The sequence below is a fragment of the Nocardioides epinepheli genome (assembly GCF_037936805.1).
Lineage (GTDB): Bacteria > Actinomycetota > Actinomycetes > Propionibacteriales > Nocardioidaceae > Nocardioides.
Map to the genome: position 1 here is coordinate 23141 of NZ_JBBMMC010000007.1, position 24817 is coordinate 47957.

At 71.4% G+C, this 24817-nt stretch carries 30 protein-coding genes; 12 read left to right on the forward strand and 18 right to left on the reverse strand.

What is annotated here, in order from left to right; translation table 11 throughout:
- Positions 1-205: 205 nt before the first annotated feature.
- From WMR31_RS10900 to WMR31_RS10910, 3 genes are all read right to left on the reverse strand, one after another.
- Entirely contained in the window at positions 206-1471 is a 1266-nt protein-coding gene (locus tag WMR31_RS10900) for a GNAT family N-acetyltransferase (RefSeq protein WP_340538846.1), read from the reverse strand.
- 248 nt (positions 1472-1719) lie between these two features.
- Complete coding sequence (locus WMR31_RS10905) at positions 1720-2694, reverse strand: AraC family transcriptional regulator (RefSeq protein ID WP_340538847.1); 975 nt, start codon at positions 2692-2694, stop codon at positions 1720-1722.
- Between the two features lie 138 nt (positions 2695-2832).
- The gene (locus WMR31_RS10910) at positions 2833-4308 is read right to left on the reverse strand and encodes a flavin-containing monooxygenase (protein ID WP_340538848.1); all 1476 of its coding nucleotides are present in this window, start codon (positions 4306-4308) and stop codon (positions 2833-2835) included.
- A 126-nt stretch (positions 4309-4434) separates the two neighbouring features.
- On the opposite strand from WMR31_RS10910, the gene WMR31_RS10915 reads away from it, so the two are divergent.
- Complete coding sequence (locus tag WMR31_RS10915; RefSeq protein ID WP_340538849.1) at positions 4435-4728, forward strand: hypothetical protein; 294 nt, start codon at positions 4435-4437, stop codon at positions 4726-4728.
- 298 nt (positions 4729-5026) lie between these two features.
- Here WMR31_RS10915 and WMR31_RS10920 read toward each other — a convergent pair whose 3' ends face one another.
- On the reverse strand, positions 5027-5611 hold the full coding sequence (locus tag WMR31_RS10920; protein ID WP_340538850.1) for a hypothetical protein: 585 nt from the start codon (positions 5609-5611) through the stop codon (positions 5027-5029).
- A gap of 160 nt (positions 5612-5771) precedes the next feature.
- A complete protein-coding gene (locus WMR31_RS10925; RefSeq protein WP_340538851.1) occupies positions 5772-6770 on the reverse strand; it encodes an Acg family FMN-binding oxidoreductase in 999 nt (332 codons plus the stop codon).
- Positions 6771-6960: 190 nt separating this feature from the next.
- On the opposite strand from WMR31_RS10925, the gene WMR31_RS10930 reads away from it, so the two are divergent.
- On the forward strand, positions 6961-7626 hold the full coding sequence (locus tag WMR31_RS10930) for a response regulator (protein ID WP_340538852.1): 666 nt from the start codon (positions 6961-6963) through the stop codon (positions 7624-7626).
- A gap of 27 nt (positions 7627-7653) precedes the next feature.
- Here the strand turns inward: WMR31_RS10930 and WMR31_RS10935 are convergent, their stop codons facing one another.
- Positions 7654-8097: a pyridoxamine 5'-phosphate oxidase family protein gene (locus tag WMR31_RS10935; protein ID WP_340538853.1), complete on the reverse strand. Its 444-nt coding sequence runs from the start codon at positions 8095-8097 to the stop codon at positions 7654-7656.
- A gap of 171 nt (positions 8098-8268) precedes the next feature.
- Here WMR31_RS10935 and WMR31_RS10940 point away from each other — a divergent pair, with 171 nt between their 5' ends.
- Both WMR31_RS10940 and WMR31_RS10945 read left to right on the forward strand, forming a co-directional pair.
- Complete coding sequence (locus WMR31_RS10940; RefSeq protein WP_340538854.1) at positions 8269-8742, forward strand: GAF domain-containing protein; 474 nt, start codon at positions 8269-8271, stop codon at positions 8740-8742.
- A gap of 37 nt (positions 8743-8779) precedes the next feature.
- Positions 8780-9952: a sensor histidine kinase gene (locus tag WMR31_RS10945; protein WP_340538855.1), complete on the forward strand. Its 1173-nt coding sequence runs from the start codon at positions 8780-8782 to the stop codon at positions 9950-9952.
- Here WMR31_RS10945 and WMR31_RS10950 read toward each other — a convergent pair.
- Positions 9882-10346 (reverse strand): pyridoxamine 5'-phosphate oxidase family protein, encoded by a 465-nt coding sequence (locus WMR31_RS10950; RefSeq protein WP_340538856.1) that lies wholly within the window; start codon positions 10344-10346, stop codon positions 9882-9884. The two genes, WMR31_RS10945 and WMR31_RS10950, sit on opposite strands and share 71 nt — an antisense overlap.
- A 172-nt stretch (positions 10347-10518) precedes the next feature.
- Here WMR31_RS10950 and WMR31_RS10955 point away from each other — a divergent pair, with 172 nt between their 5' ends.
- Both WMR31_RS10955 and WMR31_RS10960 read left to right on the forward strand, forming a co-directional pair.
- Positions 10519-11253, forward strand: a complete 735-nt coding sequence (locus tag WMR31_RS10955) for a lysoplasmalogenase (RefSeq protein ID WP_340538857.1) — start codon at positions 10519-10521, stop codon at positions 11251-11253.
- Positions 11254-11284: 31 nt separating this feature from the next.
- The gene (locus tag WMR31_RS10960; protein ID WP_340538858.1) at positions 11285-11935 is read left to right on the forward strand and encodes a dihydrofolate reductase family protein; all 651 of its coding nucleotides are present in this window, start codon (positions 11285-11287) and stop codon (positions 11933-11935) included.
- 12 nt (positions 11936-11947) lie between these two features.
- Here the strand turns inward: WMR31_RS10960 and WMR31_RS10965 are convergent, their stop codons facing one another.
- From WMR31_RS10965 to WMR31_RS10980, 4 genes are all read right to left on the reverse strand, one after another.
- The gene (locus WMR31_RS10965) at positions 11948-12679 is read right to left on the reverse strand and encodes a VIT1/CCC1 transporter family protein (protein WP_340538859.1); all 732 of its coding nucleotides are present in this window, start codon (positions 12677-12679) and stop codon (positions 11948-11950) included.
- Between the two features lie 55 nt (positions 12680-12734).
- Positions 12735-13541, reverse strand: coding sequence for a hypothetical protein (locus WMR31_RS10970; RefSeq protein WP_340538860.1), 807 nt, complete (start codon positions 13539-13541; stop codon positions 12735-12737).
- Between the two features lie 70 nt (positions 13542-13611).
- Complete coding sequence (locus WMR31_RS10975; protein WP_340538861.1) at positions 13612-14391, reverse strand: hypothetical protein; 780 nt, start codon at positions 14389-14391, stop codon at positions 13612-13614.
- Complete coding sequence (locus WMR31_RS10980) at positions 14388-14891, reverse strand: SigE family RNA polymerase sigma factor (protein ID WP_340538862.1); 504 nt, start codon at positions 14889-14891, stop codon at positions 14388-14390. The genes WMR31_RS10975 and WMR31_RS10980 overlap by 4 nt, the downstream gene beginning before the upstream one ends.
- Positions 14892-14984: 93 nt before the next feature.
- Between WMR31_RS10980 and WMR31_RS10985 the strand changes: the two genes are divergently transcribed.
- Together WMR31_RS10985 and WMR31_RS10990 are read left to right on the forward strand one after the other, a co-directional pair.
- The gene (locus WMR31_RS10985) at positions 14985-15911 is read left to right on the forward strand and encodes a pseudouridine synthase (RefSeq protein ID WP_340538863.1); all 927 of its coding nucleotides are present in this window, start codon (positions 14985-14987) and stop codon (positions 15909-15911) included.
- 63 nt (positions 15912-15974) lie between these two features.
- Entirely contained in the window at positions 15975-16712 is a 738-nt protein-coding gene (locus WMR31_RS10990; protein WP_340538864.1) for a VOC family protein, read from the forward strand.
- A 218-nt stretch (positions 16713-16930) separates the two neighbouring features.
- Here WMR31_RS10990 and WMR31_RS10995 read toward each other — a convergent pair whose 3' ends face one another.
- From WMR31_RS10995 to WMR31_RS11005, 3 genes are read right to left on the reverse strand one after another with little or no spacing between them, the layout of a single operon-like run.
- Positions 16931-17311, reverse strand: a complete 381-nt coding sequence (locus tag WMR31_RS10995; RefSeq protein WP_340538865.1) for a hypothetical protein — start codon at positions 17309-17311, stop codon at positions 16931-16933.
- Positions 17308-18489 carry a TRAFAC clade GTPase domain-containing protein gene (locus WMR31_RS11000; RefSeq protein WP_340538866.1) on the reverse strand — a complete coding sequence of 394 codons (1182 nt, stop codon included), beginning with the start codon at positions 18487-18489 and terminating at the stop codon, positions 17308-17310. Before WMR31_RS11000 ends, WMR31_RS10995 begins: the two co-directional genes overlap by 4 nt.
- 9 nt (positions 18490-18498) lie before the next feature.
- Positions 18499-18819, reverse strand: coding sequence for a putative quinol monooxygenase (locus WMR31_RS11005; RefSeq protein ID WP_340538867.1), 321 nt, complete (start codon positions 18817-18819; stop codon positions 18499-18501).
- A gap of 87 nt (positions 18820-18906) precedes the next feature.
- Between WMR31_RS11005 and WMR31_RS11010 the strand changes: the two genes are divergently transcribed.
- From WMR31_RS11010 to WMR31_RS11020, 3 genes are read left to right on the forward strand one after another with little or no spacing between them, the layout of a single operon-like run.
- A complete protein-coding gene (locus WMR31_RS11010) occupies positions 18907-19401 on the forward strand; it encodes an RNA polymerase sigma factor (protein ID WP_340538868.1) in 495 nt (164 codons plus the stop codon).
- Positions 19398-19982 carry a methylated-DNA--[protein]-cysteine S-methyltransferase gene (locus tag WMR31_RS11015; RefSeq protein ID WP_340538869.1) on the forward strand — a complete coding sequence of 195 codons (585 nt, stop codon included), beginning with the start codon at positions 19398-19400 and terminating at the stop codon, positions 19980-19982. Before WMR31_RS11010 ends, WMR31_RS11015 begins: the two co-directional genes overlap by 4 nt.
- A 13-nt stretch (positions 19983-19995) precedes the next feature.
- Positions 19996-20331 (forward strand): YnfA family protein, encoded by a 336-nt coding sequence (locus WMR31_RS11020; protein ID WP_340538870.1) that lies wholly within the window; start codon positions 19996-19998, stop codon positions 20329-20331.
- A 44-nt stretch (positions 20332-20375) separates the two neighbouring features.
- On the opposite strand, the gene WMR31_RS11025 is transcribed toward WMR31_RS11020, so the two are convergent.
- From WMR31_RS11025 to WMR31_RS11040, 4 genes are all read right to left on the reverse strand, one after another.
- A complete protein-coding gene (locus WMR31_RS11025) occupies positions 20376-21335 on the reverse strand; it encodes a class I SAM-dependent methyltransferase (RefSeq protein ID WP_340538871.1) in 960 nt (319 codons plus the stop codon).
- A 24-nt stretch (positions 21336-21359) separates the two neighbouring features.
- A complete protein-coding gene (locus WMR31_RS11030; RefSeq protein ID WP_340538872.1) occupies positions 21360-22061 on the reverse strand; it encodes a type 1 glutamine amidotransferase domain-containing protein in 702 nt (233 codons plus the stop codon).
- A 28-nt stretch (positions 22062-22089) separates the two neighbouring features.
- Complete coding sequence (locus WMR31_RS11035; protein WP_340538873.1) at positions 22090-23058, reverse strand: alpha/beta hydrolase; 969 nt, start codon at positions 23056-23058, stop codon at positions 22090-22092.
- A gap of 118 nt (positions 23059-23176) precedes the next feature.
- Entirely contained in the window at positions 23177-23758 is a 582-nt protein-coding gene (locus WMR31_RS11040; RefSeq protein WP_340538874.1) for a TetR/AcrR family transcriptional regulator, read from the reverse strand.
- Positions 23759-23895: 137 nt separating this feature from the next.
- Here WMR31_RS11040 and WMR31_RS11045 point away from each other — a divergent pair, with 137 nt between their 5' ends.
- Complete coding sequence (locus WMR31_RS11045; protein WP_340538876.1) at positions 23896-24816, forward strand: acetoacetate decarboxylase family protein; 921 nt, start codon at positions 23896-23898, stop codon at positions 24814-24816.
- The last annotated feature ends 1 nt before the right edge of the window (position 24817 follow it).

Here is a 24817-nt window from a genome sequence, read left to right on the forward strand (position 1 = left end):
CCGAGTTCTCCGGTCGACGGCATCCGCGATCTCGTCGCAGGCACGCAGGGCCTCGAGGCCGGCGTCGGTGGCCGTCTTGGGGCGCCCGGAGTGCGCCCACTGCGGACGGCGCTCGAGGGCGCGCCGCGCGCTCGCCGCCGGCTGCGTCGGCACCGGAACGAGGCGCTCTATCGCAGGCTCGCGCGCCTGACATCCCCCGCGTCGCTCAGAACCCCGTGAGGCTGTAGGGCGGCCCGTCGACGTCGGCCATCGCGCCGAACCGCCCGATCGCGTCGGCCGTGCCCGACAGACGGCCGGCGCGGTGGAGATCCTTGACCCTGACACCGGAGAGGTACAGCGTCCCGAGAGTCTCGGCGGTGAGCGCCACGTCGGCGAGCTGCTCGGTCCGCTCCACCTCGGCGACGCCATCTCGGGTGGTGATCGCGAAGCGGCCGGCCGCGTGGCCTTGCGGGTCGTCGACGTCGATCACGACGGTGTGGTCGGCGGCCCAGGGCCGGGCGGCGAGCGAGCGGGGGACGTCGAGGAGGCGGAGCCAGAGGAAGTGCCGGCTGGCCTTGAGCTTGAGGCGTTCGACGTCGATGAGCGCCCAGCGCAGCGGGTCGTCGGGGTGGGCGAGGTCGAAGGTCACCTTCTGCACGCGGTCCGTCTCGGCGAGGAACGACCACAGGTCAAGTTGCGCCGCAGGCGTCAGAGCGACCATCTCAGCGACCTTGAGCGTGTAGTCCTCGCCCCAGGAGTAGACGACGAAGCCGTCCACGACGTCGTCGGCTACTCGTGGGTCGAGGTGAACCGCGGCGCGGAGCTTGGTGTCGGGTCCGCCCGCCTCGAAGTCGAAGGCGCCGGTCAGCATGTCCTGGTACTGGCTGGGCCACTCGACCGACCCGCGCTGACGGGCGTGGAAGGTGTCGAAGACGGCCCTGACGTGCGGCCAGGCATCGGCGGGCTCGATCAACTCGACCCGCCCGGGGTCGTCGTAGGGCCGCAGTGCGAAGCCGGTGGACGTGTCGAGTTCGACGGTCTGGTTGAACGTCGCCGGGCCGAATCCCCAGCGGCCGTAGATCGTGGCCTCGGACGCCGTCAGCGCCGCCAGCGGGACCCCCTGCGCCACGGCGTCGGCCAGGTCGTCCTCGATCAACCGTCTCAGCAGACCGCGACGGCGGTGGGAGGCACTGGTGGTGATGTCGGTGATCATCCGCAGGGGCAGCAACTCGCGGCCGGCGTTGAGCGTCTTGTCGAAGCTGGCATAGGTCGCCACCGGCATCGGCCCGGCGCCGAACGCGCCGTCGGGCAGCCACGCGCCGCTGACGTTGACCGCATCGGTGCGGTAGTGGCCGGTCCAGCGCTCGACCACCTCCTCGTTGGGTCGGGGCTCGCGGAAGCCGCGCTGGACCGCTCCGATCCAGCCGCGCCGCCGGGCCACGGCCTCCTCCGAGTCGTCTGAGAAGTCGAGAGAGCCGAACTCGTAGTCCACGTCATGCACGGTAGGCCGCGGGCGCGGGGCGGGGCCATGGGATATCGAACCCGGCGGTGGAGTCGGAGTCGATGCCGAGATCATGACGCGCGCCACGATGGGCATCCCACGAGGGCGATACACAGGGCGATGCCCGGCGATACCCGGCGATACCTCGTGGTTCCGGCGTGACCTCCTCGAATCGGCTTGCCGGCATGCGGCCCGCGATCCGACGGTCGTGGACCGGATCGAGGCCGGCCCGTTCGGGGTCAGCGCGCCAGCGTGTGCGAGGGCAGTTCCTGGAAGCGGTCGCGGTAGGCCTGGGCGAAGCGGCCGAGGTGGTAGAAGCCCCAGCGCGATGCCACTGTGGTGACGGTGGTCGACAACGGGTCGGCCTCGAGCAGGTCGCGGCGGACGGCGTCCATCCGGATCCGGCGGAGCTCGGCCAGCGGCGTCGTGCCGAGCTCGGCGTGGAACGCCGCCTGGAGCGTGCGCGCCGAGACGCCGCATGCGGCGGCCAGGTCGGCGATCCGCCAGGCGCGGGCCGGGTCGCCCTCGATGAGAGCCAATGCCGCCCGCACGGTGCGCGAAGGGACGTCGACCGAGGCGGGCGTGCCGGCGCTGTTGGGCTGGACGGCGAGCAGCGCCGAGATGAGGGTCTGCTCGTAGCTGGTGGCGACCAACGGTGTGTGGAGCAGGCCGCTACCGGCCTCGAGCTGCTCGATCGCCAGCCAGAGCAGTTGCAGCCACTCCCGGACCGCCGGGCGGTCCAGGGAAAGGGTCGGGTCGAAGACCACAGAACCCTTCTCGTGACCGTCGCTTGCGTCCGTCGCGGCGGCGAGCTCCTCCACCGCGGAGCGGCGGATGTAGACCACGACCTTGGCGCAGTCGGCCGACCAGCGCATGTCGACCGGCTCTTCGGGCGAGCCGACGAAGGCGGTATGCCGGTCCGCGACCAGTTCGCGGGAGCCGCATCTGACCCGGGCGCGGCCGCGCAACGGCAACTGCACGAGGTAGAAGTTGGTGAAGCGGCCCGGCGTGATCCGGACCTCGTCGCCGTAGGCCATGTAGTTGACCGCGACGTCGCGGCCGACCGCCGTGCCGTTGTGCACCAGGTCGAGCCGGCCGCCGCGGCGGGCAAGAGAGAGCCCGTGCGGGCAGTATCGGTCGGCGACGCGCTCACGGGCGACGTCGAGCTCGGTGGTGGCGACCACCGGGAAGCGAGTGAGCAGGTCACGGGCCATCGACGCTCCTCGGGGCTCGACTCCCACCGGGCAGATGGCCCGGTGACGCAGCTCACACGCTAGGCGCGAGGCGGCGCGAGGGGGAGCGCGACGTCGCCGTTTCCGTCACGGAGAATTCGGCGCCGTCCTGGGGTTGGCTCAGCCGGTCTGGTCGCGGGCGATCCGCCTGGCCAGCCGCGGGGTCACCTGCCGGTAGGAGGAGGGGCTGACCGGGAGCAGCCACTGCCGCGCGCGCGTGCGGCGCCCAATGTCGAGGCCGACCTCCTGAAGCACCTCGTCGATGTTGTGCATCGAGAACGGCACCACGTTGGTGCCGCGGGCCGAGTGCCCGTCGGTGCGCGCCTCCATCCAGTCGACCCGCTCGCGTACGACGGTGCGCATCGTGTCGGCGTCGGGCACGGTGTGGTGGCCGGCCAGGTAGGAGCCGATCCACACCGCGGCCATCTCGGCCGAGAGTGGGGAGAAGAAGGAGGAGTTGTAGCCGGCGAAGGTCAGGTCGGGGACGTCGATCGGGAGGATCTGCCGGTAGAGCGCGAAGTTGCCGCGCTCGTCGGTGAGTCGCTCCTGCACGTCGGTGGGCAGGAAGGGCACCTCCTGCCGGAAGCCGGTGCCGCAGATGACGACGTCGGCGCGGCACACGGTGCCGTCGGACAGCTCGGCGTGCGGGCGGCCGTCCTTCTCCAGGAAGCGGCTGACCACGGTGTCGCGGTGGACGTCGATCGAGCCGTCGGCGACGGCCTCGTAGAAGCCCTCGGTGGCCAGGGAGACCGAGGCCTTGGCGATGCTCGAGAACGGCGCGTCTGGGACCAGGCCGAGTTGGGGGAGGTCGAGTTGCGAGCTGACCACCTTCTCGACGGTGCCCAGCATGGCACTCGGCAGCGCAGACCTGCCGGCGTGCAAGACGCGCTCGACGCCGTTGAGCCGCTGGTAGGGGAACAGGCCCTCGCCGAGCCGGGTGAGGAGGAGGTACTTGTAGTTGACGACCCCCTTGATCCTGCGGGGCACCTTCCAGAGCAGTCCGCGGGCGACGACGTCGGTGCTGGCGGCTACCTTGCTCACCTCGACCGCGACGTCGCACGACGACTTGCCGTAACCGATCATGAGTACATGCTTGTCGCGGACCTCGTCGAGGCTCGCCAGGTCACCGGTCGCGATCACCCGTCCGCCGGCCGCCTCCAGCTCGGCCACACCCTCGAAGTCGGGGATCGCCGGCTCGCAGAAGATCCCGTTGGCGACCACGAGGTGGTCGTAGTGGGTGCTCCCCGCGGCGGTCACGACGTCCCATCCACCGTCGGGCGACGGTGTCGCCCTCTCCACCTCGGTGCTCAATCGGAGGTGCGGTGCCAGGCCGAAGCGCTCGACGTACTGCTCGAGGTACTGCTGCACCTGCGCGCCCTCGAGCCACTGTGGGAACTCCCGCGGCATCGGCAGGTCGGAGAAGTGATAGGTGCCCTTGTTGTTCTGCGTCTTCAAGCCCGGGTAGCGCCGCGTGCGGCTCCACACGCCGCCGACGTCGGGGGTCTTGTCGTAGACGGTGACGTCGTGGCCGAGCTGCCCGAGTACCTTGGCGCTGGCCAGACCGGCGAAGCCGGCGCCGACGATCGCGATGCGCATGGCGTGCCTCCAGGGTGGTGGGACGAGAGGAGGCGACGCTAAGGATCCAGCGGCGCGGCCGACTATCCATCCCGCGCAGACCTCGTCCGCTCTGCGTACGCGAAGCCCAACTGGCACAATGCCGCGATGTCGAATCACGAGGCCGCGTCGCCGGCGCTTGCGCAGATGATCCATCAGACGGATCTGTTCACCTGGGTCGTTCGGACAGCGAGTCAGGTGCTGGCGATCTTGGTGTTCGTGCCTCTGGTCTCGGGTCTGGTCGGCGCTCTCATCGACTCCGACGGGGGAGGGCCGGTGATCGGCACGGGTGTCGGCGTATTGGCGAGCCTTCTCTTCCTGCTCGGCTGGCTGCCGTCCGTGCGCGCACCGCGGCCGTCCGAGGAGGTGGTGGCCTTGCTCGAGGTCGGGGAGAGCGGCTGACAGTCCCTGACGGACCCGGCGGCCCTGGCGACCTTGGAACCTCGGCTCGGCTGGCCGGGTGTGGCCGGGCGCCTCGGCGCGCGAGCAGCGCTGTTCGGGCTGACGCGCCTGCGGTCGGACAGCGAGGTGGTTCTCCCCTGCTGGCGACCTCGCCGGTGGAGGTCGGCGTCGAGCTCGCCTGACCCCGACGCCCGACGACACGCCGAAGCCCCGTCCGGCTCCTCCCGAGAGAGCCGAACGGGGCGGTGGGTTGGTCGGGCCGGTTCGAGGAGATCGAGAGCCCGAGGTTGAGCGACGGTCAGCGCAGGATGGGGTTCTTCCGCACGATGGGGAGTGCGGCCCACTGCTTGCCGAAGCCCCAGGTGTCGCCGGCGTAGAGAGCCGCGAGAGCGACGACGGTGACGGCGCCGAGCAGGTGGTCGTCGAGCACCGGGTTGTTCTCCGGCGGCAGGGCGACGGTCCACATCAGCACGTAGAGCAGAGCGCCGGCCGCGGCCGCGAACCGCATCCCGATACCGAGGGTGAGCGCGAGCCCGATGCCGAGCAGGCCGAGCATGAAGAGCCAGTCGGCCCACACCGCGCCTGCGATGTCGTTGTAGAAGCTCTTGAACGGACCGTCGGCCCCGAAGGTGAGGAAGCCCTTGGTGGGGCTGCCGCCATTGATCCAGGCAGCGTCACCGAACCGGTCGACGGTGCCGTCGGGGGCCTTGCCGGTGCTGAAGCCCAGCGCAAGCAGCTTGTCGAAGAACGCCCACAGGAAGGTCAGCCCGAAACCAATGCGCAGGACGGCCAACGCGCGGCGACCGAGCGCGGTCGGTGCCTGGTGCGAGACGGTCTGCAATTCCTGACCGCCGGTCGGGGTGCGGGTGTCGGCGGTGTTCATGACGGTTCCTCCTTGAGAAGCGGATCCGAGGGCCTTGAGGCTTCGATCTCCGTACCCCTAGATTCGTCGCTCGCCGAGGCCGGCAATAGCGGCCCGAGACCTGTTCTCGATGGGACCTTCTGCCCGGACCGCGCGGGACGGGCTCAACGCGTGAGGCTCATCAGGGGAGCAGGACGTCCTCGACCGGCCGCCGCGGGGTGTGCGGGATCTCGCTGCGACCGATCGCCTGCCAGCCGAGCCGGACCAGGAGATGGGGCGCGAACTCGCCGCCCAGCACCGCGTCGCGCAGCGTGCGCCGCGTCTCGGCGACCTCGATCGGCTGGCTCAACGGCACGACGGAGAGCCCCTCGGCGGTCGCGGTGAGCCAGAGCGCGCTCAACGCCTCGCCGGTGCGCAGCCAGGCCGCCGGTAGATCGTCGTCGTCGCCGGCGCCGCCCAGCACCATGACTCCGTCCGTGCCCCGGACGTCGCGGTCCGGCTCGTCGAGCAGTCCCGGACCGAAGCGCACGGGTCGACCGGGGTCGGCGGCGGGAACGACCTGCAAGGGCACGCCGTCGCAGGGCCGGTCCCCGACCCAGCGCCGCTGCTCTGCCATCGCGGCGGGGTCGGCCTCCTGCAGCTTCTGGGCGCGCGCGACCAGTCTCTCGAGACGGAAGCGGGCCACGGCGTCATCGATCACTCGGGCCCGGGCGCCGTGGGCACGTGCGATCCGGACGAGGGAGGCCAGGCGTGCGCTCGGTACCGGCCACGACGTGAACCGGCGCCGATCGGTCACTCGGGCTCGCAGGGTCGCGAGAGCCGTCTCGCCCTCGGCGTTCCACTCGCGACGCAGGCTCAGCCGCAGCCGGGCCAGCAGGGTCCCGCGACCGTCGTAGGGGGCCCGGCTGACCTCGCAGTCCCAGCCGAGCGCACGCGCCGCGACGACCGCACAGTGCAAGGCGGCGCCGCAGCTGATGACCAGATCGCGGTCGTCCGGGTCGATCGAGCGCAACCGGCGTTCGGGGTCCGTGTGCAGCTCGACGCCGTCGTCGAGCAGGCGCCAGCGCCACGGCTGGGAGTTGTGAGTGCTGGGCGCCGTGCACGCCAGTTCGACCAGCCTCAGCAACAGACTCGGCCCCGGCCGGCCGATCGGGTCGGTCGACACCGGGGTCGCAGTCATGACTCCTCCTGCCGCGCTTCTTGGCACTCACCGCTGGTCTTCTTGCCACTGTGCGTCGCCGTAGGGCCCGAGCCAAGGGTCGTTGGTCCCGAGCCCTCGGGACACCGCCGCGCCGGTGATCTGCGACCCGGCCGGACCGCCGGGACAGAACCGCGCCCAGACAGAGACGTCGTCACCGATACTTGGGTCCATGAGCGACGCGACGACGGACCCGATCCGGGTGTATCTGCTCGACGATCACGAGCTGGTACGTCGAGGCATCAAGGAGCTCCTCGAGAGCGAGTCCGACATCGTCGTGGTGGGCGAATCGGGGCTTGCGGTCGAGGCCACCAGTCGCATCCCGGCGTTGCGCCCCGACGTGGCCATCCTCGACGGCCGGCTGCCGGACGGGTCGGGCATCGACGTGTGCCGGGATGTGCGTTCGGTAGACCCATCGATCAAGGCCCTCATCCTGACCTCGTACGACGACGACGACGCACTGTTCGCGGCGATCATGGCTGGTGCGTCGGGCTACGTCCTCAAGCAGGTGCGGGGCAACGACTTCGTCGACATGGTGCGCCAGGTCGCCGCCGGCCAGTCGACCCTCGACCCGTCGGTCACCGCGAAGGTGCTGGAAAGAGTCCGTAACGGGCCGCCGCACGACGACCAGCGCGACGTGCTCACCGACCAGGAGCAGCGGATCCTCGATCTCATCGGAGAGGGCCTGACCAACCGGCAGATCGCCCAACATCTTCATCTGGCCGAGAAGACCGTGAAGAACTACGTCTCCTCGCTACTCGCGAAGCTCGGCCTCTCCAGCCGCACCCAGGCGGCCATCTTCGCGGTGAAGCATCCCGCGGACCGGCCGCGACCGTGACGGCCTGAGGCGCCCCTCGGCGGGAGGTCAGTTCTTCGGCTCGAACGGGACGACTCGGCGGCCGTGCACCTCGTACGGCTCGACCACGAGCTGGAGCGGGTGGTGGCCGGCCGGCCACGGCTCGGCGTCGGGCACGTCGTCCCAGCGGTCGCGCCGGGTGCCGGACCGCTCGAAGTCGATCTGGCAGTGACCCCTCAGCAGGACGCTCCATCCGAACCTGCCGTCCTCGTCGATCTGGTCGACCTCGATCGCGACCACCGAGTCGTCGCACTCGCGGGCGAGGGCCGAGTAGGCGGCGGTACGGATGCGGATGCGCTCGCCGTCGTAGGCGTAGTTCACCGGGATCACGGTCGGGCCGCGGGTCCCCTGCCAGGCGATCCGAGCGATCGTGTGCTGGGCGAGCAGCGTGCGGCACTGGTCGTCGGACAGTTCGACCAGGGGACCACCGGCGGACGCGGGCTTGGAGTTCATGGCCCCATCCTGCCTTCTCGCGCGGCCTTTCGGCACGGGCCGGAGAACCCGTCGCCGTGAGGACCTTCTTCCTGCCCAGCGTGACGGCGCCAGGTCCGCTAGCGTGACCGACGCCGAGCCCCGATCAGGGCCGTTGATGCGACGAGGGTGCTACGAGGAAGGCGGTGGGGGATGACCCGGCGCGACCACGGTGACCCGGAGGGCGCCGACGCCATCGATGCTGACAAGCTGCTACTGCTGCTCGATGCGGTGATGACGATGGCCGCCGACCTCAGCCTCGACGGCGTCCTCACCAGGATCGTCGAGACCGCGCGGCGCCTGGTCGGGGCCAAGTACGCCGCACTCGGAGTGCTCGGTGCCGCACCCAGCCGCCGACTACGGAACTTCGTGCATCACGGGATGAGCCCGCGCCAGGTAGCCGAGATCGGCGAGCTGCCCGAGGGGCACGGGCTCTTGGGACTCATCATCGACCTGCCCGAGCCGCTGCGTCTGAAGGACATGAGCGCACACCCCCAGTCCTACGGCTTCCCTCCCCACCACCCGCCGATGCACACCTTCCTCGGTGTACCGGTGCGCATCCGTGAGCAGGTGTTCGGCAACCTCTATCTCACCGAGAAGCTGGACGGCGGCCTTCACCCAGGCTGACGAGGACATCGTCGTCGCTCTGGCCGCCGCGGCCGGAGTGGCGATCGAGAACGCCCGCCTCTACGAGGACGTCGCACGCCGCGAGTCCTGGGCTGCGGCCACCGCCCAGATCACCGCCATCCTCTCCGACGCCGTCGCCGAGGACGACGCGGTGCACCGTCTGGCCGAGCAGGCGCTGGCCACCGCGCACGCCGACGCCGCCTGGGTGGTCCGGCTCGCCGCGGGCGGACCGGTGCTGACCGAGACGGCCTGCGGCCACGAGGTCGACGGCGAGCGGTTCGACGGGGACCTCGCGCGCCTGATCGCGGCCTGCGTGGATACCGGCGAGGCGCAACGGCTGCCCGAGGTCGATCTCGAGGGCTGGGGCCGTGGGGCGATCCTGATCCTCCCTCTGGGAGGTCCTCGAGAGCCGGCGCGTGCGTTGATCCTGGGCTGGGTCGCCGCACGCACCGAGCGCTTCCACGTGCTCGACATCGCGCAGCCGGCGGCCTTCGCCGAGCAGGCCGGCGTGGCGGTGCAGCTGGGACGGGCACGAGAGGACCGGCAACGTCTCGCGGTGTTCGAGGACCGCGACCGGATCGGGCGCGACCTGCACGACCTGGTGATCCAGCGACTGTTCGCGGTCGGTCTGGGTCTGCAGGGGGCGGCCCGCATTGCGGTGCGCGAGGCACCCGATCTGGCCGCCCGCCTGGAACGGGCGGTCGACGACCTCGACGAGACCATCCGCGACATCCGGCACACCATCTTCGCGCTCGGGACGGCCGAGGCCTCCGAGGATGTGCAGGCGGAGGTCACCAGCATCGTCGACCGTGCGGCATCCACGCTGAAGTTCCGTCCCCGGCTACGTTTCGACGGGCCGGTGCGCTCGTTGGTGTCGCCGGAGCTGGCGCCGGACCTCCTCGCCGTCCTCGGCGAGGCGCTGTCGAACGCCAGCCGGCACGCGTCGGCCTCCTCGATCGAGGTGACGCTGAGCGCCGGAGACCGGATCGACCTCGTGGTGGCCGACGACGGCCGGGGTCTACCCGACGACGTCGTGGAGAGCGGCCTGCGGAACATGCGTGAACGCGCCGAACGGCGCGGAGGCTCCCTGGTGATCGACACCGCGCCGGATGCCGGCACGCGCCTGAGGTGGAGCGTCCCTACGCAAGATGCGGCCGACCAGGCGAACGCCCGGGGCCCGGGCGATGCAGGCGGAAGCGGCGGCCGGTGACCTCTTCGGGCAGCAGCTCGATGATCTCGTTCTTGGGCGTGGACACCCAGGGCAGGCCGACAGCCGGGTCAGCCTCCGCGACCTCGTCCTCCTCGAGACGCCGCAGACGCCCGCGGGCCACTACCGACCACGCGTCTCCCTCGTCGTGCCAGTCGATCTCGAGGGCCGCGTCGGTCCCGAGTGCCGCACCGAAGAGCTTCCCGCCGGCTGCGGTCCGGATGAGCAGGCGGGCGCCCTCGACCGCGTAGTTGACCGGCACCACGTGCACCTCCTCGATCAGCCGGTAGGCCAGTCGCCCGAAGCTCTCGCCCACCAACAGCCCCCAGCTCTGCTCGGGGGTGAGTTCGGTCATCGCCTCCGCGGCGGTGGCGATGACGTCGTCGGTGCTGCTCATTGCTGCTCACTCTCCTCGTGGCGGTCCTCGGGATCACGTTCACGTTAGGACGGCCATTTCGCGCGACACCAGAGTCGTTGGTCCTCTCAGGTGGGACCTGTGGAGCCTTGACCGATCGCCGACTCGCCGCTGTGGTCGTGCCGCAAGCGCGCGGACCCGGCAGGATCGAGCCATGGCGAACCGTGGGACGCAGCGCGCCGGCGCGGTGGCGTCGACGTCACGACGTCCGGGTGCGGCCGAGGCTGCCGCCTTGGGCGGCTACGGCGCGCTGGCCGCGCTCAACCTCGGGGCGCTCGCAGCCGGCGCCGAACGGGTGGCCGGCGCTGCGCAGTGGTTCTTGATGCCGGCCCTCGTGCTGGTGCTCCTCACCTCGAGACCACGCGGCGTCGAGCCGCTGGCGCGGCTGCGGGTCCTCACACTCGGGGCCCTGTTCTTCTCCTGGGTCGGTGACACGCTGCCCGACCTCGTCCCCGAGGACGTGAGGTTCCCGGCCCTGGTCGCGGCGTTCCTGTGCGCGCAGTGGTGCTTCATCGCCGGCTTCTGGCCGTGGCGCCATCGAAGCGTCGCACGACGCCGCGCGGTGCTGGCGATCTATCTGGCGGCCCTGGTCGCGCTGATCGTCCTGTGCGCGCCCGAGGCGGGCGGCCTGCTCGGACCGGTGATCGTCTACGGCGCCAGCCTCACCACGATGGCGCTGCTCGCCACCGGACTCGGGCGCCTCGCCGGCTGGGGTGGCGCGCTGTTCCTGGTCTCCGACGCATTGATCGCACTCGGTGCCTTCCGTGATCTCGACGGCCGTGTCTTCTCGGTCGCGGTGATGGCCACCTACATCGCCGCCGAGCTGCTGCTGGTGCTGGGCATCCAACGCCACCGGCATGAGCACGCAGCGCCGATGGATCGCCGATGAATCGCCGAGACGAGGACGGTCTGTCCTTGTCATGACACGCACCCGCATCCACAACCTGTCGGTCTCCCTCGACGGCTTCGGCACCGGTGAGCCCCAGTCGCTCGAGGAACCGTTCGGCCACGCCCGGCACCGTCTTCACGAGTGGATGATGGCCACTCGGTACTGGGACACCGAGGGCGGCAGCGTCGGCGTCGACCACGCGTTCGCCCAGCAGCACGGGCCGGGTATCGGCGCGGAGATCATGGGCGCCGGCAAGTTCGGGCCGCCCGGCTGGCAGGACGACGTCGAGTGGCGGGGCTGGTGGGGCGAGAACCCGCCGTTCCACACCCCGACGTACGTGCTCACCCATCGACCGCGGCCCTCGATCGAGATGGAGGGCGGCACCACCTTCCACTTCCTCGACGCGACCCCCGCCGAGGCGCTGGAGGTCGCTGGTGCGGCGGCGCGCGCAGGAACCAGCGGCGACGACGTCCGCATCGGCGGCGGCCCCAGCATGGTGCGTGACTTCCTGGCCGCCGGCCTCGTCGACCACATGCACGTGGTGGTGGTCCCGATCCTGCTCGGCCGGGGAGTGCGTCTCTGGGACGGCCAGGAGGGACTGGACGCCGACTACGACGTCGAGAGCGTCTCGGCGCCGAGCGGGGTCACCCATCTGACGTTCACCCGTCGGGGAGCCGAGTAAGGACGCCTCAGGTCAGATCCGGGTCCCGACGATCATGCCGATCAGGTAGGTGACCCCCATCGCCGCCAGACCTCCGAGCACGTTGCGGACCAAGGCCCGCAGCGGCGGGCTCTGACCCAGTCGCGCCGAGACCCAGCCGGTGGCCGCGAGGGCGAGCATCACCGAGGTCACGGTGGCGACCAGCCGGACGTCGGGCGGCGTCAGTGTCATCACCAGCAGGGGAAGCAGGGCGCCGAGGGTGAAGGCCACCATGGAGGCCCAGGCGGCGTGCCAGGGATTGGTGAGCCCGTCCGGGTCCAGCCCGAGCTCGATCTCCGCGTGGGCGGCGAGGGCGTCGTGCCGGGTGAGGTCGCGAGCCGCCTCGCGTGCGACGTCCGGTGAGATGCCGCGTTGCTCGAGCATCGCGACGAGCTCGGCGAACTCGGCGTCAGGGTCCTCGCGCAGCTCCCTGGCCTCCTTCGCCAGGAGTGCTCGCTCGGAGTCGCGCTGGGTGCTCACCGAGACGTACTCGCCGGCCGCCATCGACATCGCACCGGCCACCAGGCCCGCGATCCCCGCGATGGCGATCGAGGTGGTGTCCGTCGTCGCCCCGGTGACGCCGACCACGATCCCCGCGGTGGAGACGATCCCGTCGTTGGCCCCCAGGACGCCGGCGCGCAGCCAGTTGAGCCGGCCGGCGATGCCGGGATCGTGCGGCTCGCCGGGGTGTGACTCGGGCTCGATCGGTTCGGTAGTGGGGTTCACGCCCTCACCGTGGCGGCTCCCACCGCCGCGCGCAAGCAAGGTGTGGCAGCCCTCATCAGGGGAGCGGGTGCGCCCGCGTCCAGTCGTCGACGTGGAACGGGCCGTCGGTGGCTGGGGTCGTTTCCGCCGCGCGCGCGTGGGTGACCACGGGCTCGGGTAGGACGCCGTCGTCGAGGTGGAGCCGGGAGCGATAGTCGGCAGCGAAGGCGGTCGCGACCGCATCGGGCTCCAACCCGGGCACGACGTCGGTGAGCCCGGCGATCGAGCCGGTGTTGAGCGGGTACCCCAGCGCGCTCGACATGTTGCCGAGTACGTCGCGGACGGCGTCCGACATCCGCACCTGCACCACGGTGCTGAAGAGCGCACCTCGCGCCGTGATCCGTTCGGCCGAGCCGATGACCTTGAACGCACCACCCACGTTGACGCTGAACTCGCCCGGGCAGTACTCGCCCTCGACCTCCCCGACCCGCAGGTCGGAGACGCCGAGTGCGCGCAGCACCTCGACGTGGGCGCGGGCGTTCTCGGCGAAGTCCGACATCCGCCCGGTCGTGCCGGGCAGCGCCCGGAGGTGGTCGATCACGACGGCGCCGTCGTCGTAGGCCACCATGCGGCCGCCGGGGGAGCGGGTGACGGCGGCGAAGCCGGCCTCGCGCGCGACGCGCGTCGCGACACCGATGCCGGGGGAGCGCAGGTCGCGAGTGCTGAATGCGACCGTCGGCGCCTGCGGTCGGTAGACGTGGACGAGGTCCCGGTGCCCCAGGGCGCCGGCCCGCACCAGGGTCGCCGGGATCGTCAACTCGGTGATCGGGCTCAGGCCGTCAGGAGCACCGACGATGACGATCCCCGGCCGCGCGCTGCTCACGGCGCCAGTCTGGCCCACCCGGACGATGCCGCGTGGGCCAGGCTGGTCGGTACGGCCAGGACGTGGCAGGTCAGCGCGCCGGAGGCGCGGGCGGGTCGACCGGGTCGGGGAAGGTGAGGCTCGGGTCCTCGGCCAGGGCGCGGAGCTGGGCGTCGGTGAGCACCCGACGGTCGGCGGCCCCCTCGGCGGGGCCGGCGACCTTCTCGAAGGCCTGGGTCACCGACCCGTCGGGGTGCGTCAGCAGGACGAAGAACGTGTTGCCCGACTCGGTGTGCTGGCTGAAGGGCAGGTAGGTCGAGCCGTCGGGGAGCGTGGTGGCTTCGCAGGGCGCGGGCAGCTCGTCGCAGCTGGTCGGCGCGGGCTCGCCGGGGATCGCCTTGGCCATCAGGACGCCGAGGGTGTTGTCGCCGACCGGGAAGTAGCCCTGCCAGTCGGTGGCGTTGGCGAACCGGGCATCGGGGATCGGCCCGTCGGTGTTCCAGTCCGAGGGGTAGATGTCGTCGGCCTCGCCCGCCTGCGGGATGTGGGCGGCCACCGCGGCCGCCAGGGTCTCGTCGATGTCGGTGCCGGGCACGAAGTCGCCCTCTGCGACCTGAGGGGCACCGGCGACGGGGGCAGAGTCGTCGTGGCGCGGCGCGGGGTCGGCGCCGTCGGGCCATGCGGCGAGCGCGGTGCCGCCCACGACGGCGGCGACGGCGAGCGCGCCCACCGCGGCCGTGGCGGTGCGGCGCCGGCGGGCGCGACGTCCGAGGGTGAGACTCCGCTCGGAGCTGAGGGTGTCGGGCACGTCGGCGGTGTCGGAGGCGAGCTGGTTGCGAAGTCGTCGGGTCAGGTCGGTCTGGTCAGTCATTGTGCTCTCTTTCCGGGCGTGGATTCGGTGGCGGAGAGTGAGTCCGCAAGACGCGCCAACGCACGTGAGGTCTGGCTCTTCACGGTTCCTTCGGGCACCTGGAGGATCTCTGCCACCTCGACGACGGGAAGGTCCTCGAGGAAGCGCAGCGCCAGGACGGCGCGGTCGCGCGGCGGCAGCTGACGCACGGCGTCCATCAGCTCGACGTGCTCGCTGCCCGCGGCGGTGGTGCGGTCCGGCACCTCGTCGGTGATCACCTCGCGTCGTCGCTTGCGCAAGATGCCCAGGCTGGCATTGACCAGCACCCGGCGCGCGTAGGCCTCGCGGGTGTCGGGGCCGATGCGCGGCCACTTGAGGTACAGCGTCGTGAACGTGGTCTGCACCGCGTCCTCCGCGGAGGCCCAGCTGCCGACGATCGTGCGTGCCAGCCGGAGGTACTGCCGTTGCCGGGCAGCGTGGAACTCGCAGTAGTCGGGCTCCCACTCAGGTCGTCGACCCATGTCTCACATCCTCACTCTCACCGGACATGAGTCGCGAGCGCCCTGGTCGGTTCCCTCGGGGCGTCGGCAATTCTCGCTCCCTACGATGGCCGGGTGCCTCCACGCTCTCCCCTGCCGCCGCGGCACGGATTGAGCGCGGCGTGGGTGTGCACCCCGCATCGCGACCCGGCACGTCCGGCCGGCTGGACGACGATGGGGGCCTGGCTGCGCGACCACGTCGACGCGCGGGTCGACGTCGAGGGGCTGCTCTCGCAGCGGCGGTTCGTCTACGCCGACGCCCACCCGGTCGGGGACGGCGATCCGTACCGTCCACACACGTTCGTGTGGTTCCACCGCGACCTGCGCGACGAGCCGGTCGTGCCGGGCCGGCTCGCCGTCGTCCATCGCGACGATCGGATCGTGGTGGTCGACAAGCCGGCCTTCCTCGCCACCGTCCCACGAGGCCGACACGTGGTGCAGAGCCTCGTCGTCCGGCTGCGCGACGAGCTCGGTCTCCCCGACCTGACCCCGATGCACCGGCTCGACCGGGTGACCTCCGGTCTCGTCGTGTGCGCGGTCGAGCGGCGGTGGCGCGGGTCCTACCAGTCGCTGTTCGCCGACGGCATGGTCCGCAAGATCTATCGGGCCCTCGCGCCGTGGCGCGCCGAGCTGTGCTCACCGACCGTGGTGGGCAACCACATCGCCGCGATCCCGCGCACCGGCCGGGCCGAGGTCGTCGTACGAGCGCCGGTGAACGCCGAGACCCTGGTCGAGCTCGAGGAGCGGCGTGGGGACCTGGCGGTCTACCGGCTCACCCCGCGCACCGGACGCACCCACCAGCTCCGCCTGCACCTGCGCGACCTCGGCGCACCGATCGTCGACGACCCGCTCTACCCCGTCGACCTGCGCATCGACGTCGACGACTTCAGCCGCCCGCTCCAGCTGCTGGCCAGCGAGCTGGCGTTCCTCGACCCGGTCGACGGTGCTCAGCGCCACTTCGTCAGCACTCGAACGCTGCCTCTGAGAAGCCGATCCAGCTGAACGCGATGAGGATCAGGCGCGAGGGCGGTCGGTCCAGATATGGCTACCGCAACGATCTCGTCCATGCTCCTGTCCAGCGACCAGCCGGAGCGCCTCGCCGAGTGGTACGCGACGGCGTTCGAGAGCGAGGTCCAGACCACGCCGGGTGAACCCGGCTACCGGGTGGTCGAGCTCGATGGCTTCTACCTGATGTTCGACCAGCGCGACGACGTCTCGGGAGCGAATCCCGGTGGCGCGCGCGCCATCCTCAACGTCGAGGTCGACGACCCCACGGCGACCGCGGCCCGTCTCGACGGGCTCGGCGCCCGCTGGGTCAGCCCGCTGGAGGACCGGGACGGCAGCTGCTTCGGCACCCTGCAGGACCCGGACGGCAACTGGTTGCAGATCCTGCGGCTGTCCGACGAGCAGGAGGCGGCAATGGGCGGCCCCGGCTCGGCGTGCAGCGGCTTCGCCGTCCGGGACCTCGACGAGACCGAGCGGTTCTACCGCGACGTGCTCGGCATGCGCGTACTGCGCTACCCGATGGGTCTCCTGGGCATCCGGATCAACCGCCAGACGACCGTGCTGGCCTACCCCAAGCCCGACCACCAACCCGCCGACTTCACCATCTTGAACCTGCCGGTGGGCGATCTGCCCGCCGCCGTGGACGACCTGACCGCCAATGGCGTCGAGCTCCTCCGCTACGACGGCTTCGACTACGACGACCGCGGCATCGTCGCCGGCAACGGTCGCGGCCCCGACATCGCCTGGTTCCGCGACCCCTCCGGCAACGTGATCTCCGTGCTCGCCGCACGAGCCTGAGCACGCGTACGGCCGGAGGGTTCGTCTCGCCCGTCGCGGCTTCGTTCCTGCGCCGCGGGACTTGCTCAACCTCCGAGGACTGCGCGCGCCGGAGGTTGAGCAAGCGAGCGCCAGCGAGCGCCGACGAAACCCCGGCAACCGTGCCTGCCAGCGTTTCGGGGGGGGTTGGGAGGTTTCGTCGGCGCCGGTCGGGCTCGTTCCTCGCCCTCCCGGCTTGCTCAACCTCCGAGGAGTGACCGTCTCGTGGGGGCGGTCGGCGCGTCCCACACTCGTGCGTACGCCTCGGCCACGAGCGGCCAGACCAGGCGCACGCCGTCCTCGACCGAGGTCACCTCGGCGGCCAGGGTGCCGGAGAGGACGAAGTCGTGTGGGATCACCCGGCCGGCGGCGTCGGCTCGGCCCAGCGGGTCGACCAGGCGCAGTGCCGCCGAGTCGCCGTCGCGGTGATAGGCGGCCCCCTCGTCGACCACCTCGCCGAAGGCCGACTCGTAGGCGGCCAGCGGGTCGGGTCGGCCGCCGTCGGCGAGGAAGCGGAAGCCCCACGTGCGACCGCGGGTCGCCCAGATGAGCCCCACGGGAAGCCCGTGCGGAGAGCTCAACGAATGCTCCGGAGCAGCAGGCGGTCGGACTCACCGCGCTCGAGATCCAGCTTGAACTGGGTGAGGGTGGCGGTCACGTAGTCGTGGTTGTCGCGGGCCTTGGCGTTGAGGTCCTTCAGCTTCGTGCCCGACACCCGGGTGGCCGCGACCAGGAGCGGTAGGACGACGTGCTTGGCCATCGGTCCGATCCGGGGGACCTTGGTCGCGACGCGGTTCACGAGGCTGCTGCCCGCAAGCACGGCCGCGATGACCTCGGCGCCGTCGGCCATCTTGTCGAGGACCTGACGCGGGATCTCCATCCGGCGCTCCCACATCGCCCGTCGCTCCAACGGCAGGATCGCCGCGATGGGCAGGATGAGGTCGAGTCCGACGCGTCGGGTCACGTCGATGCCGCGCGGTGCGGCGTCGGCGCCGGCCTCGAACTCCGCGGAGGAGAGGATGAGGAAGTCCTCGCCGACCGAGAGTGCCTCGGGCGTCTCGACGATCCCCTGGATCGTCTCGTGCAGCCGCTCGACGTCGGCGGCGGCGCGGCCCACGACGAGGTCGCGGAAGGCGTAGACGTCCCAGTCGGGGAAGAGGTCGGACTTCGAGAGCGCGATGATCCAGATGCGCGGGAACTCGATGAGCCGGTCGTCGTTGCGGAGCAGGTCCTCCTTGAGGCGCAGGATGCCCTGCCGGTAGTTGGCGAACAGCGACTTGAGGTAGCGCTCCTCCTCGCCGGCGTGGTCGAGCAGCTTCTGTCCGTCGACAAGCAGCACGGCGACGTCGGAGCGCAGCAGGGAGAAGAAGGTCTCCACCCGGCGGCGCCGCTCCTCCTCGCTGCTCGGCTCCTCCTCGAACCACTCCCCGGGGTAGTCGTGCCAGACCAGGCGGAGGGCGTCGAAGGGCTGCCGCTTCGACTCCGCGTCGAAGGCGCCCTTGAGCTGGACGGTGAAGGAGTACGCCGTGGCCTTGAACCTCGTGGCCGTTGGAACCGTCGAGCGATCTCGCATGCCGAGGTAGTTCTGGTTGAGCCGGTTGCCCTGTCCGGTGTCGTCGGCGACCAGGTCCCAGAGCTCGTTGCGGTACGTGCCCTCCTGGGTCGGGCCGAAGAACGAGGAGACCAGGACGGTCTTGCCGGACCCGCTCTCACCGAAGACGGCGATGTGCTGCTCGCGGACGCGGGATCTCTTGGGCATGACGCCCTCTCAGCCGACCTCGAACTCGCCGAGGCGATCCCAGTCGTCCTGCTGGTTCTGCCAGTTGCGGATGAGCGGTGTCTCCGCGACGTACTGGGGGAGCTCGGCCTGGGCCTTCTTGAAGTGCTCGGAGTTCACGTGCGCCTCGGCGGCATCGTCGTCGAAGGCCTCGAGGAGCACGTACTCGTTGGGGTCCTCGAGGCTGCGCGACCACTCGAAGAAGCGGTTGCCGGGCTCGGCGCGGGTGGCCTCGGTGAACTCACGGGCCAGGCCGGGCCACCGGTCGGCGTACTCGGGCTTGATCTTCCACTTCACGCAGATCAGGATCATGCGCCCAATCTGCCAGACGCGCGAACGGTCGGGAATCATGGCCGGGGTGGACCTCACACATCGCGCCGCCCGCGCGTCTACCCCGTGATGAAGCAGCCCTTCGAGATCGCGGTAGAGCAGCACGGTGCCACCGTGCTGCGAGTCTGCCGAGCCGTCCTCGGCGCCACCGCGGACGCCGACGACGCCTGGTCGGAGACCTTCCTCGCGGCGCTGCGGGCCTGGCCCGACCTCGACGCCGACACCAACGTCGAGGCGTGGCTGGTCCGGGTCGCGCACCGCAAGGCGATCGACGTCACCCGGGCCCGGGCCCGGCGGGCGGTCCCGGTCGAGCACCCGGCGGTGGACGCCGTCAGCACCGACGGCGTCCCGGGGCCCGAGCCCGAGTTGTGGGACGCCGTCGCCGGGCTCCCGGAGCGCCAGCGCCTCGCCGTCGCCTACCACTACCTCGGAGGACTGACTCATCGAGAGACCGCCGACCTGATCGGCGGGACCGCCGCCGCCGTCCGCAGGGCGGCGGCCGACGGGATCAAGACACTGCGCCGCACCGTCGCGGCGCGCCAGACCGGAGGAGAGGCGCCATGACCATCGAGTTCCCCGTATCCGAGGCCCACCTGACCGCGCTGCGCGAGAGCCTCGCGGACCGCGCCGACCTCGGGGGCGACCTCGGCGTCGCCTACCGCACCCTCGACACCCCGCTCGGCGCCCTGCTCCTGGCCGCCACCGAGCGCGGCCTGGTGCGGGTGGCCTTCGAGCGGGAGGAGTTCGACCGAGTGCTGGAGACGCTCGCCGAGCGGGTCAGTCCGCGGATCCTGCGCGCGCCCGGCCGCCTCGACGAGGCCGTCCGGGAGCTGGAGGAGTACCTGACGGGCCGGCGCACCCGGTTCGACCTCCACCTCGACCACGCGCTCTCGTCGGGCTTCCGCGGCGAGGTGCACCGCCACCTGCCGGAGATCGGCTACGGCCGGACCGCCTCCTACGCCGAGGTCGCGGCGCTGGCCGGCCGTCCCCGCGCCGTCCGCGCCGTCGGGACGGCGTGCGGCACGAACCCGCTGCCGATCGTGGTGCCCTGTCACCGGGTCGTGCGCAGCGACGGCTCGGCCGGCGGCTATCTCGGCGGCCCCGAGGCGAAGGCCTACCTGCTGCGCCTCGAAGGCGCCGCCTGACAGGATCGGCGACGTGGACACCGCGAAGTCGATCGCCCTGTTCGTCGCCGCGGCGATCGCCGAGATCGGCGGCGCCTGGCTGGTCTGGCAGGGCGTCCGCGAGCACCGCGGCTGGGTCTGGATCGGCGCCGGCGTGATCGCGCTGGGGCTCTACGGCTTCGTCGCGACGCTTCAGCCCGACGCCGACTTCGGCCGGATCCTCGCCGCATACGGCGGGGTGTTCGTCGCCGGGTCGCTCGCCTGGGGCATGGCCTTCGACGGCTTCCGGCCCGACCGCTACGACGTGGTCGGCGCGCTGGTGTGCCTGGCCGGCGTCGCGGTGATCATGTACTCACCCCGCGGCGCCTGACTCTGGGCCGCCGGGCACCCGGCCGATGGCGAGCAGGTGCGGGCTCAGCCTGGATCCGCCGATTCTCGCCTGCTCCGCGCCACCATATGGGCACGCTGGCGGCGTTGCGGCCGCTCGACGGTCAACCAGAACGCCTTCGCGACCGCGCCTTGCCATCGCACCCATCTGGTGACGCTCGCCAAGCCGACAATCGGTGGATCCAGGCTGTGATCGCGCAGGCCCGGCTCGGCCTCGAAGGCGTGGGCCAGCGTGCGGGCGGCCTCGACCAGCGCCGGATCGTGTGAGCGCGCGACCTCGATCGCCTGCGCTCCTGGGCCCTCCAGCCCGATGACGGTGACGTCGAGGAGCCCGGCCTCGACCGCCTCGCGCTCGAGTTCGTCGGCCAGGTGGAAGTGTCCGCCCGGAAAGCCGCGCGGTCCGAGGCCGCCGCCGCCCTCGGCGATCAGCCGGCGCCAGAAGTCGGGCAGCACGCCGTCGACGGGCCGCTCGACGTCGGGATCGAGCGCGGGCTCCACCACCGTGACCCACGACAGCGCCGAGAGCCGCGAGACGCCGGCGGCGAAGACCCAGCCGCCCGGGCGCACCACCCGCATCGCCTCGGAGAGGGCCCGGAGACGGTCGGCGCGCTCGGCGAGGTGGTAGAGCGGGCCGAGCAGGAGCGCCGCGTCGAAGGAATCGGCCTCCGCGGGCAGCTCGCGGGCATCGCCCAGCCTGGCGGTGAACGTGCCGTGGGCGGCGGCCTGCTCGACGTGGCGCGGCACCGGATCGACCAGGACGACGTCGTCGCCGCGCTCGGCCAGCGCCGCCGCGTGGATCCCGGCCGCGCCGCCGACGTCGATGACGCGCGATCCGGCGGGGACCCGCTCGGTCACGGCGCGCTGGGTGCGCTCGAACTCCAGCAGGCCCTGGCCGGAGCGCCCGACGAGGCGGTCGTGCTCGTCGAACTCGGTGCCATAGAACGCCTGGATGCGGTCGTCGAGGTGCGCTTGTGCTCGCTGCTCCATCCGCGGCATCGTGCCAGAGCCGCCCTAGTCGCCGAGCGCGGCGACGACCTTGGTAGCGGTCTCCTTGGCGGACCCGGGATTCTGGCCGGTGACGAGGTTGCCGTCGGTGACGACGTAGGAGACGAAGGGAAGCTTGGCCTTCTCGTAGAGCGCGCCGCGCTCCTTGGCCCGCTCCTCGGCGTTGTAAGGGACGAGCTTGTCGACGCGGGCGAGCACCTCCTCGGTCCAGGCGAAGCCGGTCATCCGCTTGCCGGCGATGAGGTAGGTGCCGTCGGAGAGGCGAGTGTCGAGCAGGCCGCAGTAGCCGTGGCACACCGACGAGACGACGCCGCCCCGCTCGTAGATCTCGCGGGTGATCTGCTGCAGACCCGGGCTGTCGGGGAAGTCGTACATGACCGCGTGGCCGCCGGTGAAGTAGATCGCGTCGTAGTCCGCGGCGTCGACCTGCGCGGGGTCGAGGGTGTTCTCCAGCAGCGCCATCTTGGCCGCGTCGGCGCGCCAGGCCTTCGCGGTCTTGTCGTAGTTGGGGAACTTCAGGGCACGCGGCTCGAGGGGGACGGCGCCGCCGGCGGGACTCACCAGGGTCTGCTCGTAGCCGGCTTCGGCGAAGATGTCCCAGGCGTGGGTCAGCTCGGAGAGCCACAGACCCGTGGGGTGGCCGGTGGGGTCTTCGGAGTCGACGTAGTGGCCGACATTGGTCACGACGTTGAGGATGCGCTTGGCCATGCCTGGTCTCTCTTCCTGCGGGCGCCGACTACTGGAGGGCGGTCCGGAGCGCGTCGATCGCGAGGTGGCGAGCGACGTTCGCGGCCTTGGTGTCGCGCAGGCTGTCGAGGAGCAGGAAGTCGTGGACCATGCCCTGCACCCGGACCGAGGTGACCTCGACGCCGGCCTCGCGCAGCCTGTCGGCGTACCGCTCGCCCTCGTCGCGAAGCACGTCGGCCTCGTCGGTGATGACCAGGGTCGGCGGCAGCCCGGCGAGGTCCTCGAGGGAGGCCTGGAGCGGAGCGGCGTACTTGTCGGTCCGCTGCGCCGGATCGGTGGTGTAGGCGTCCCAGAACCACTGCATGCCTTCGCGGGTGAGGTAGTAGCCCTCGGCGAACTGCAGGTAGGAGGCGGTGTCGAAGTCGGCGTCGGTGACCGGGTACAGCAGGACCTGCGCCTTGAGGTCGATGCCGCCGCGATCCTTGTTCATCAGGGCGAAGACCGTCGACATGCACCCGCCCACGGACTCGCCGGTCACCGCGATCCGCGAGGCGTCCAGGCCGTGCTCGGCGCCGTGCTCGAGGACCCACTGGCCCACGGCGTAGTTCTGCTCGACCTGGGTGGGGTACTTCGCCTCGGGAGCGCGGTCGTAGACCGGGAAGACGCCGGCCGCGCCGGCCCCCACCGCGAGCTCGCGGAACAGCCGGTCGTGGGTGTGCTCGTCGCCGAAGACCCACCCGGCGCCGTGGATGTAGAAGACGACCGGCAGCGGTCCGGTGCTGCCCTTGGGACGAATGATCCGGGTGCGCACCGTGCCCCACTCGCCGGCGTCGACGTCGACCCACTCCTCCTCGACCTCGGGCCGATCCACCCCCTCGCCGCTCTGCAGGTCGGCCAGGATCTCGCGGCCCTGCTCCGGCGGCACCTCGTAGATCCGGGGGTGTGGATCGGTCTGCTCGCACAGCTCCTTGGCCTCGGGCTCGAGGTAGGGGGTGAGGGGCGGTGGCAGCTCGGTCATGACGATCTCCTGTCCGCGCCGAACGCTCCGAGAGGCGGCGCACGGAATGTGTGCATTGCTTACATCGACCGTAGCGCGACGGCCCGAGGCCGTCAATCCGGGCTCGGCCGGGCTCAGCTCAGGTCCGCGGTCGCGCGGCGAACACGGCGCGTACCGAGGCTCGCACCTGCGTGGCGACCTCCTCGGTGGAGGCGGCGCTCAGCTTGCGGTCCAGGTAGAGGAAGGCCAGGCCGTGCACGACGCCCCAGCCGCCCAGGGCCAGGTCGAGCGGGTCGGAGTCGGGAAACACCCCGGTGATCGCCGCGGCGAGCAGTTCGTGGACCGCGGCCGCGGCCTGCACGCGTTCCTCGTCGTCGGTATTGCACTCGTTGCCGAACATCAGGCGGAACAGCGCCGGGCGGCGCAGCGCGAACTCCACGTAGGCGACCCCGAACTCCGCCAGCTCCTCCGGTGTGCGCGGCAGGGCGCGGCCGCCGGCCAGGTCGGCGGCGAGGTCGCGCAGGCCCTCGGCCGCCAACGCCGACTCCAACGCCTCGCGATCGGGGAAGTGCCGGTACGGCGCGGTCGCCGAGACGCCGGCCTCGCGTGCCACGGCGCGGATCGAGAACGCCTCGCCGCGCTCGAGCATCCCCATGGCGGTGGCGATGAGCGTGGCGCGCAGGTCTCCGTGGTGGTAGCTGCCTCTCGCGGCCTCGGGCATTGCGGCTAGGACCTCTTCGCGCTCTCCGGACGGCCGTTCTCGAGGGCGGATCGCCCTGGGATCGGCCAATGTTGACTGTGCTCACATCGTAGCCTAGGCTCAATGTGAGCACCGCATACATTGACCTGGAGGTTGCCATGCCCGCTGCGAGGACGAACCCGGACCCGGTCGAGGTCGAGCTCGGCGGCCGCACCGTCGAGGTGCCCGCCGGAGGGCTCTACGACCGCTACCGGATGGACACCGACCTCGACGAGGTCGCGAAGGATCCGCGGGTCGAGAGCGTCGAGTTCTTCCGGACCCTGCCCAGGACCGAGGTGCGCTCCGCGATCGGTCCGACCCGCACGCCGAACTTCTACTACGCGATGTCCAAGGCGCAGCTGACCTACCTGGCACCCATCGCAGCCCTGCGCTCGCGGCTGCCCCGTGGGCTGGAACCGCTCCGCGCCGCACCCGGGCTCGGCTTGTTCTCGGTGGTCTTCTTCCGCTACGACGTGTGCGACATCGACTTCTACACCGAGGCCGCGGTGGGCATCGCCGTCCGCCCGGCGCGCCACGGCCGGTTGGGCAGCGCGGACCTGCTCTCGACGCTGGCCAACGACGCCACCCACGCCTACGTGCTGTCGCTGCCGGTGAGCACGGACATCGCCCAGGTGCGTGGCCACGACGGCTACGGCTTCCCCAAGTGGGTGACCGAGATCGACGTCGACATCGACGATCGCCACACCTCGGCCCGCGTGCTCAACGACGCCGGCGGGATCGACGTCGCGCTGGAGGCACCCACGCCGTCCCAGACCCGGGTCCCGAGCGGCACCAGCGTCTCCACGCTGACCTCCTACACCCGGCTCGGCGGCGGCTGGAACGCGACCCTGAGCCAGACGAACAACCTGGCCGGCGGCGGCCGGCTGCTGCCGCGCGGGGTGTCGCTCCAGCTCGGTGACGGCCGGCTGAGCAGCGACGTCCGCTCGCTCGAGCCGATCAGAATGCTGCGCTACGAGGTGTTCACCGACTGCCAGAACGCCCTGCACATCCCGGTGCCGGTCTCGATGCCGGACCGGTGAG

What these genes read in the sequence shown, in the direction of transcription:
- WMR31_RS10905 (WP_340538847.1), bottom strand. Translation starts at nt 2,694, where the DNA reads ATGGCCCGTGACCTGCTCACTCGCTTCCCGGTGGTCGCCACCACCGAG.
- WMR31_RS10910 (WP_340538848.1), bottom strand. Translation starts at nt 4,308, where the DNA reads ATGCGCATCGCGATCGTCGGCGCCGGCTTCGCCGGTCTGGCCAGCGCC.
- WMR31_RS10915 (WP_340538849.1), top strand. Translation starts at nt 4,435, where the DNA reads ATGTCGAATCACGAGGCCGCGTCGCCGGCGCTTGCGCAGATGATCCAT.
- WMR31_RS10920 (WP_340538850.1), bottom strand. Translation starts at nt 5,611, where the DNA reads ATGAACACCGCCGACACCCGCACCCCGACCGGCGGTCAGGAATTGCAG.
- WMR31_RS10925 (WP_340538851.1), bottom strand. Translation starts at nt 6,770, where the DNA reads ATGACTGCGACCCCGGTGTCGACCGACCCGATCGGCCGGCCGGGGCCG.
- WMR31_RS10930 (WP_340538852.1), top strand. Translation starts at nt 6,961, where the DNA reads ATGAGCGACGCGACGACGGACCCGATCCGGGTGTATCTGCTCGACGAT.
- WMR31_RS10935 (WP_340538853.1), bottom strand. Translation starts at nt 8,097, where the DNA reads ATGAACTCCAAGCCCGCGTCCGCCGGTGGTCCCCTGGTCGAACTGTCC.
- WMR31_RS10940 (WP_340538854.1), top strand. Translation starts at nt 8,269, where the DNA reads ATGACCCGGCGCGACCACGGTGACCCGGAGGGCGCCGACGCCATCGAT.
- WMR31_RS10950 (WP_340538856.1), bottom strand. Translation starts at nt 10,346, where the DNA reads ATGAGCAGCACCGACGACGTCATCGCCACCGCCGCGGAGGCGATGACC.
- WMR31_RS10955 (WP_340538857.1), top strand. Translation starts at nt 10,519, where the DNA reads ATGGCGAACCGTGGGACGCAGCGCGCCGGCGCGGTGGCGTCGACGTCA.
- WMR31_RS10960 (WP_340538858.1), top strand. Translation starts at nt 11,285, where the DNA reads ATGACACGCACCCGCATCCACAACCTGTCGGTCTCCCTCGACGGCTTC.
- WMR31_RS10975 (WP_340538861.1), bottom strand. Translation starts at nt 14,391, where the DNA reads ATGACTGACCAGACCGACCTGACCCGACGACTTCGCAACCAGCTCGCC.
- WMR31_RS10980 (WP_340538862.1), bottom strand. Translation starts at nt 14,891, where the DNA reads ATGGGTCGACGACCTGAGTGGGAGCCCGACTACTGCGAGTTCCACGCT.
- WMR31_RS10990 (WP_340538864.1), top strand. Translation starts at nt 15,975, where the DNA reads ATGCTCCTGTCCAGCGACCAGCCGGAGCGCCTCGCCGAGTGGTACGCG.
- WMR31_RS11000 (WP_340538866.1), bottom strand. Translation starts at nt 18,489, where the DNA reads ATGCCCAAGAGATCCCGCGTCCGCGAGCAGCACATCGCCGTCTTCGGT.
- WMR31_RS11005 (WP_340538867.1), bottom strand. Translation starts at nt 18,819, where the DNA reads ATGATCCTGATCTGCGTGAAGTGGAAGATCAAGCCCGAGTACGCCGAC.
- WMR31_RS11010 (WP_340538868.1), top strand. Translation starts at nt 18,907, where the DNA reads ATGAAGCAGCCCTTCGAGATCGCGGTAGAGCAGCACGGTGCCACCGTG.
- WMR31_RS11015 (WP_340538869.1), top strand. Translation starts at nt 19,398, where the DNA reads ATGACCATCGAGTTCCCCGTATCCGAGGCCCACCTGACCGCGCTGCGC.
- WMR31_RS11025 (WP_340538871.1), bottom strand. Translation starts at nt 21,335, where the DNA reads ATGGAGCAGCGAGCACAAGCGCACCTCGACGACCGCATCCAGGCGTTC.
- WMR31_RS11030 (WP_340538872.1), bottom strand. Translation starts at nt 22,061, where the DNA reads ATGGCCAAGCGCATCCTCAACGTCGTGACCAATGTCGGCCACTACGTC.
- WMR31_RS11035 (WP_340538873.1), bottom strand. Translation starts at nt 23,058, where the DNA reads ATGACCGAGCTGCCACCGCCCCTCACCCCCTACCTCGAGCCCGAGGCC.
- WMR31_RS11040 (WP_340538874.1), bottom strand. Translation starts at nt 23,758, where the DNA reads ATGCCCGAGGCCGCGAGAGGCAGCTACCACCACGGAGACCTGCGCGCC.
- WMR31_RS11045 (WP_340538876.1), top strand. Translation starts at nt 23,896, where the DNA reads ATGCCCGCTGCGAGGACGAACCCGGACCCGGTCGAGGTCGAGCTCGGC.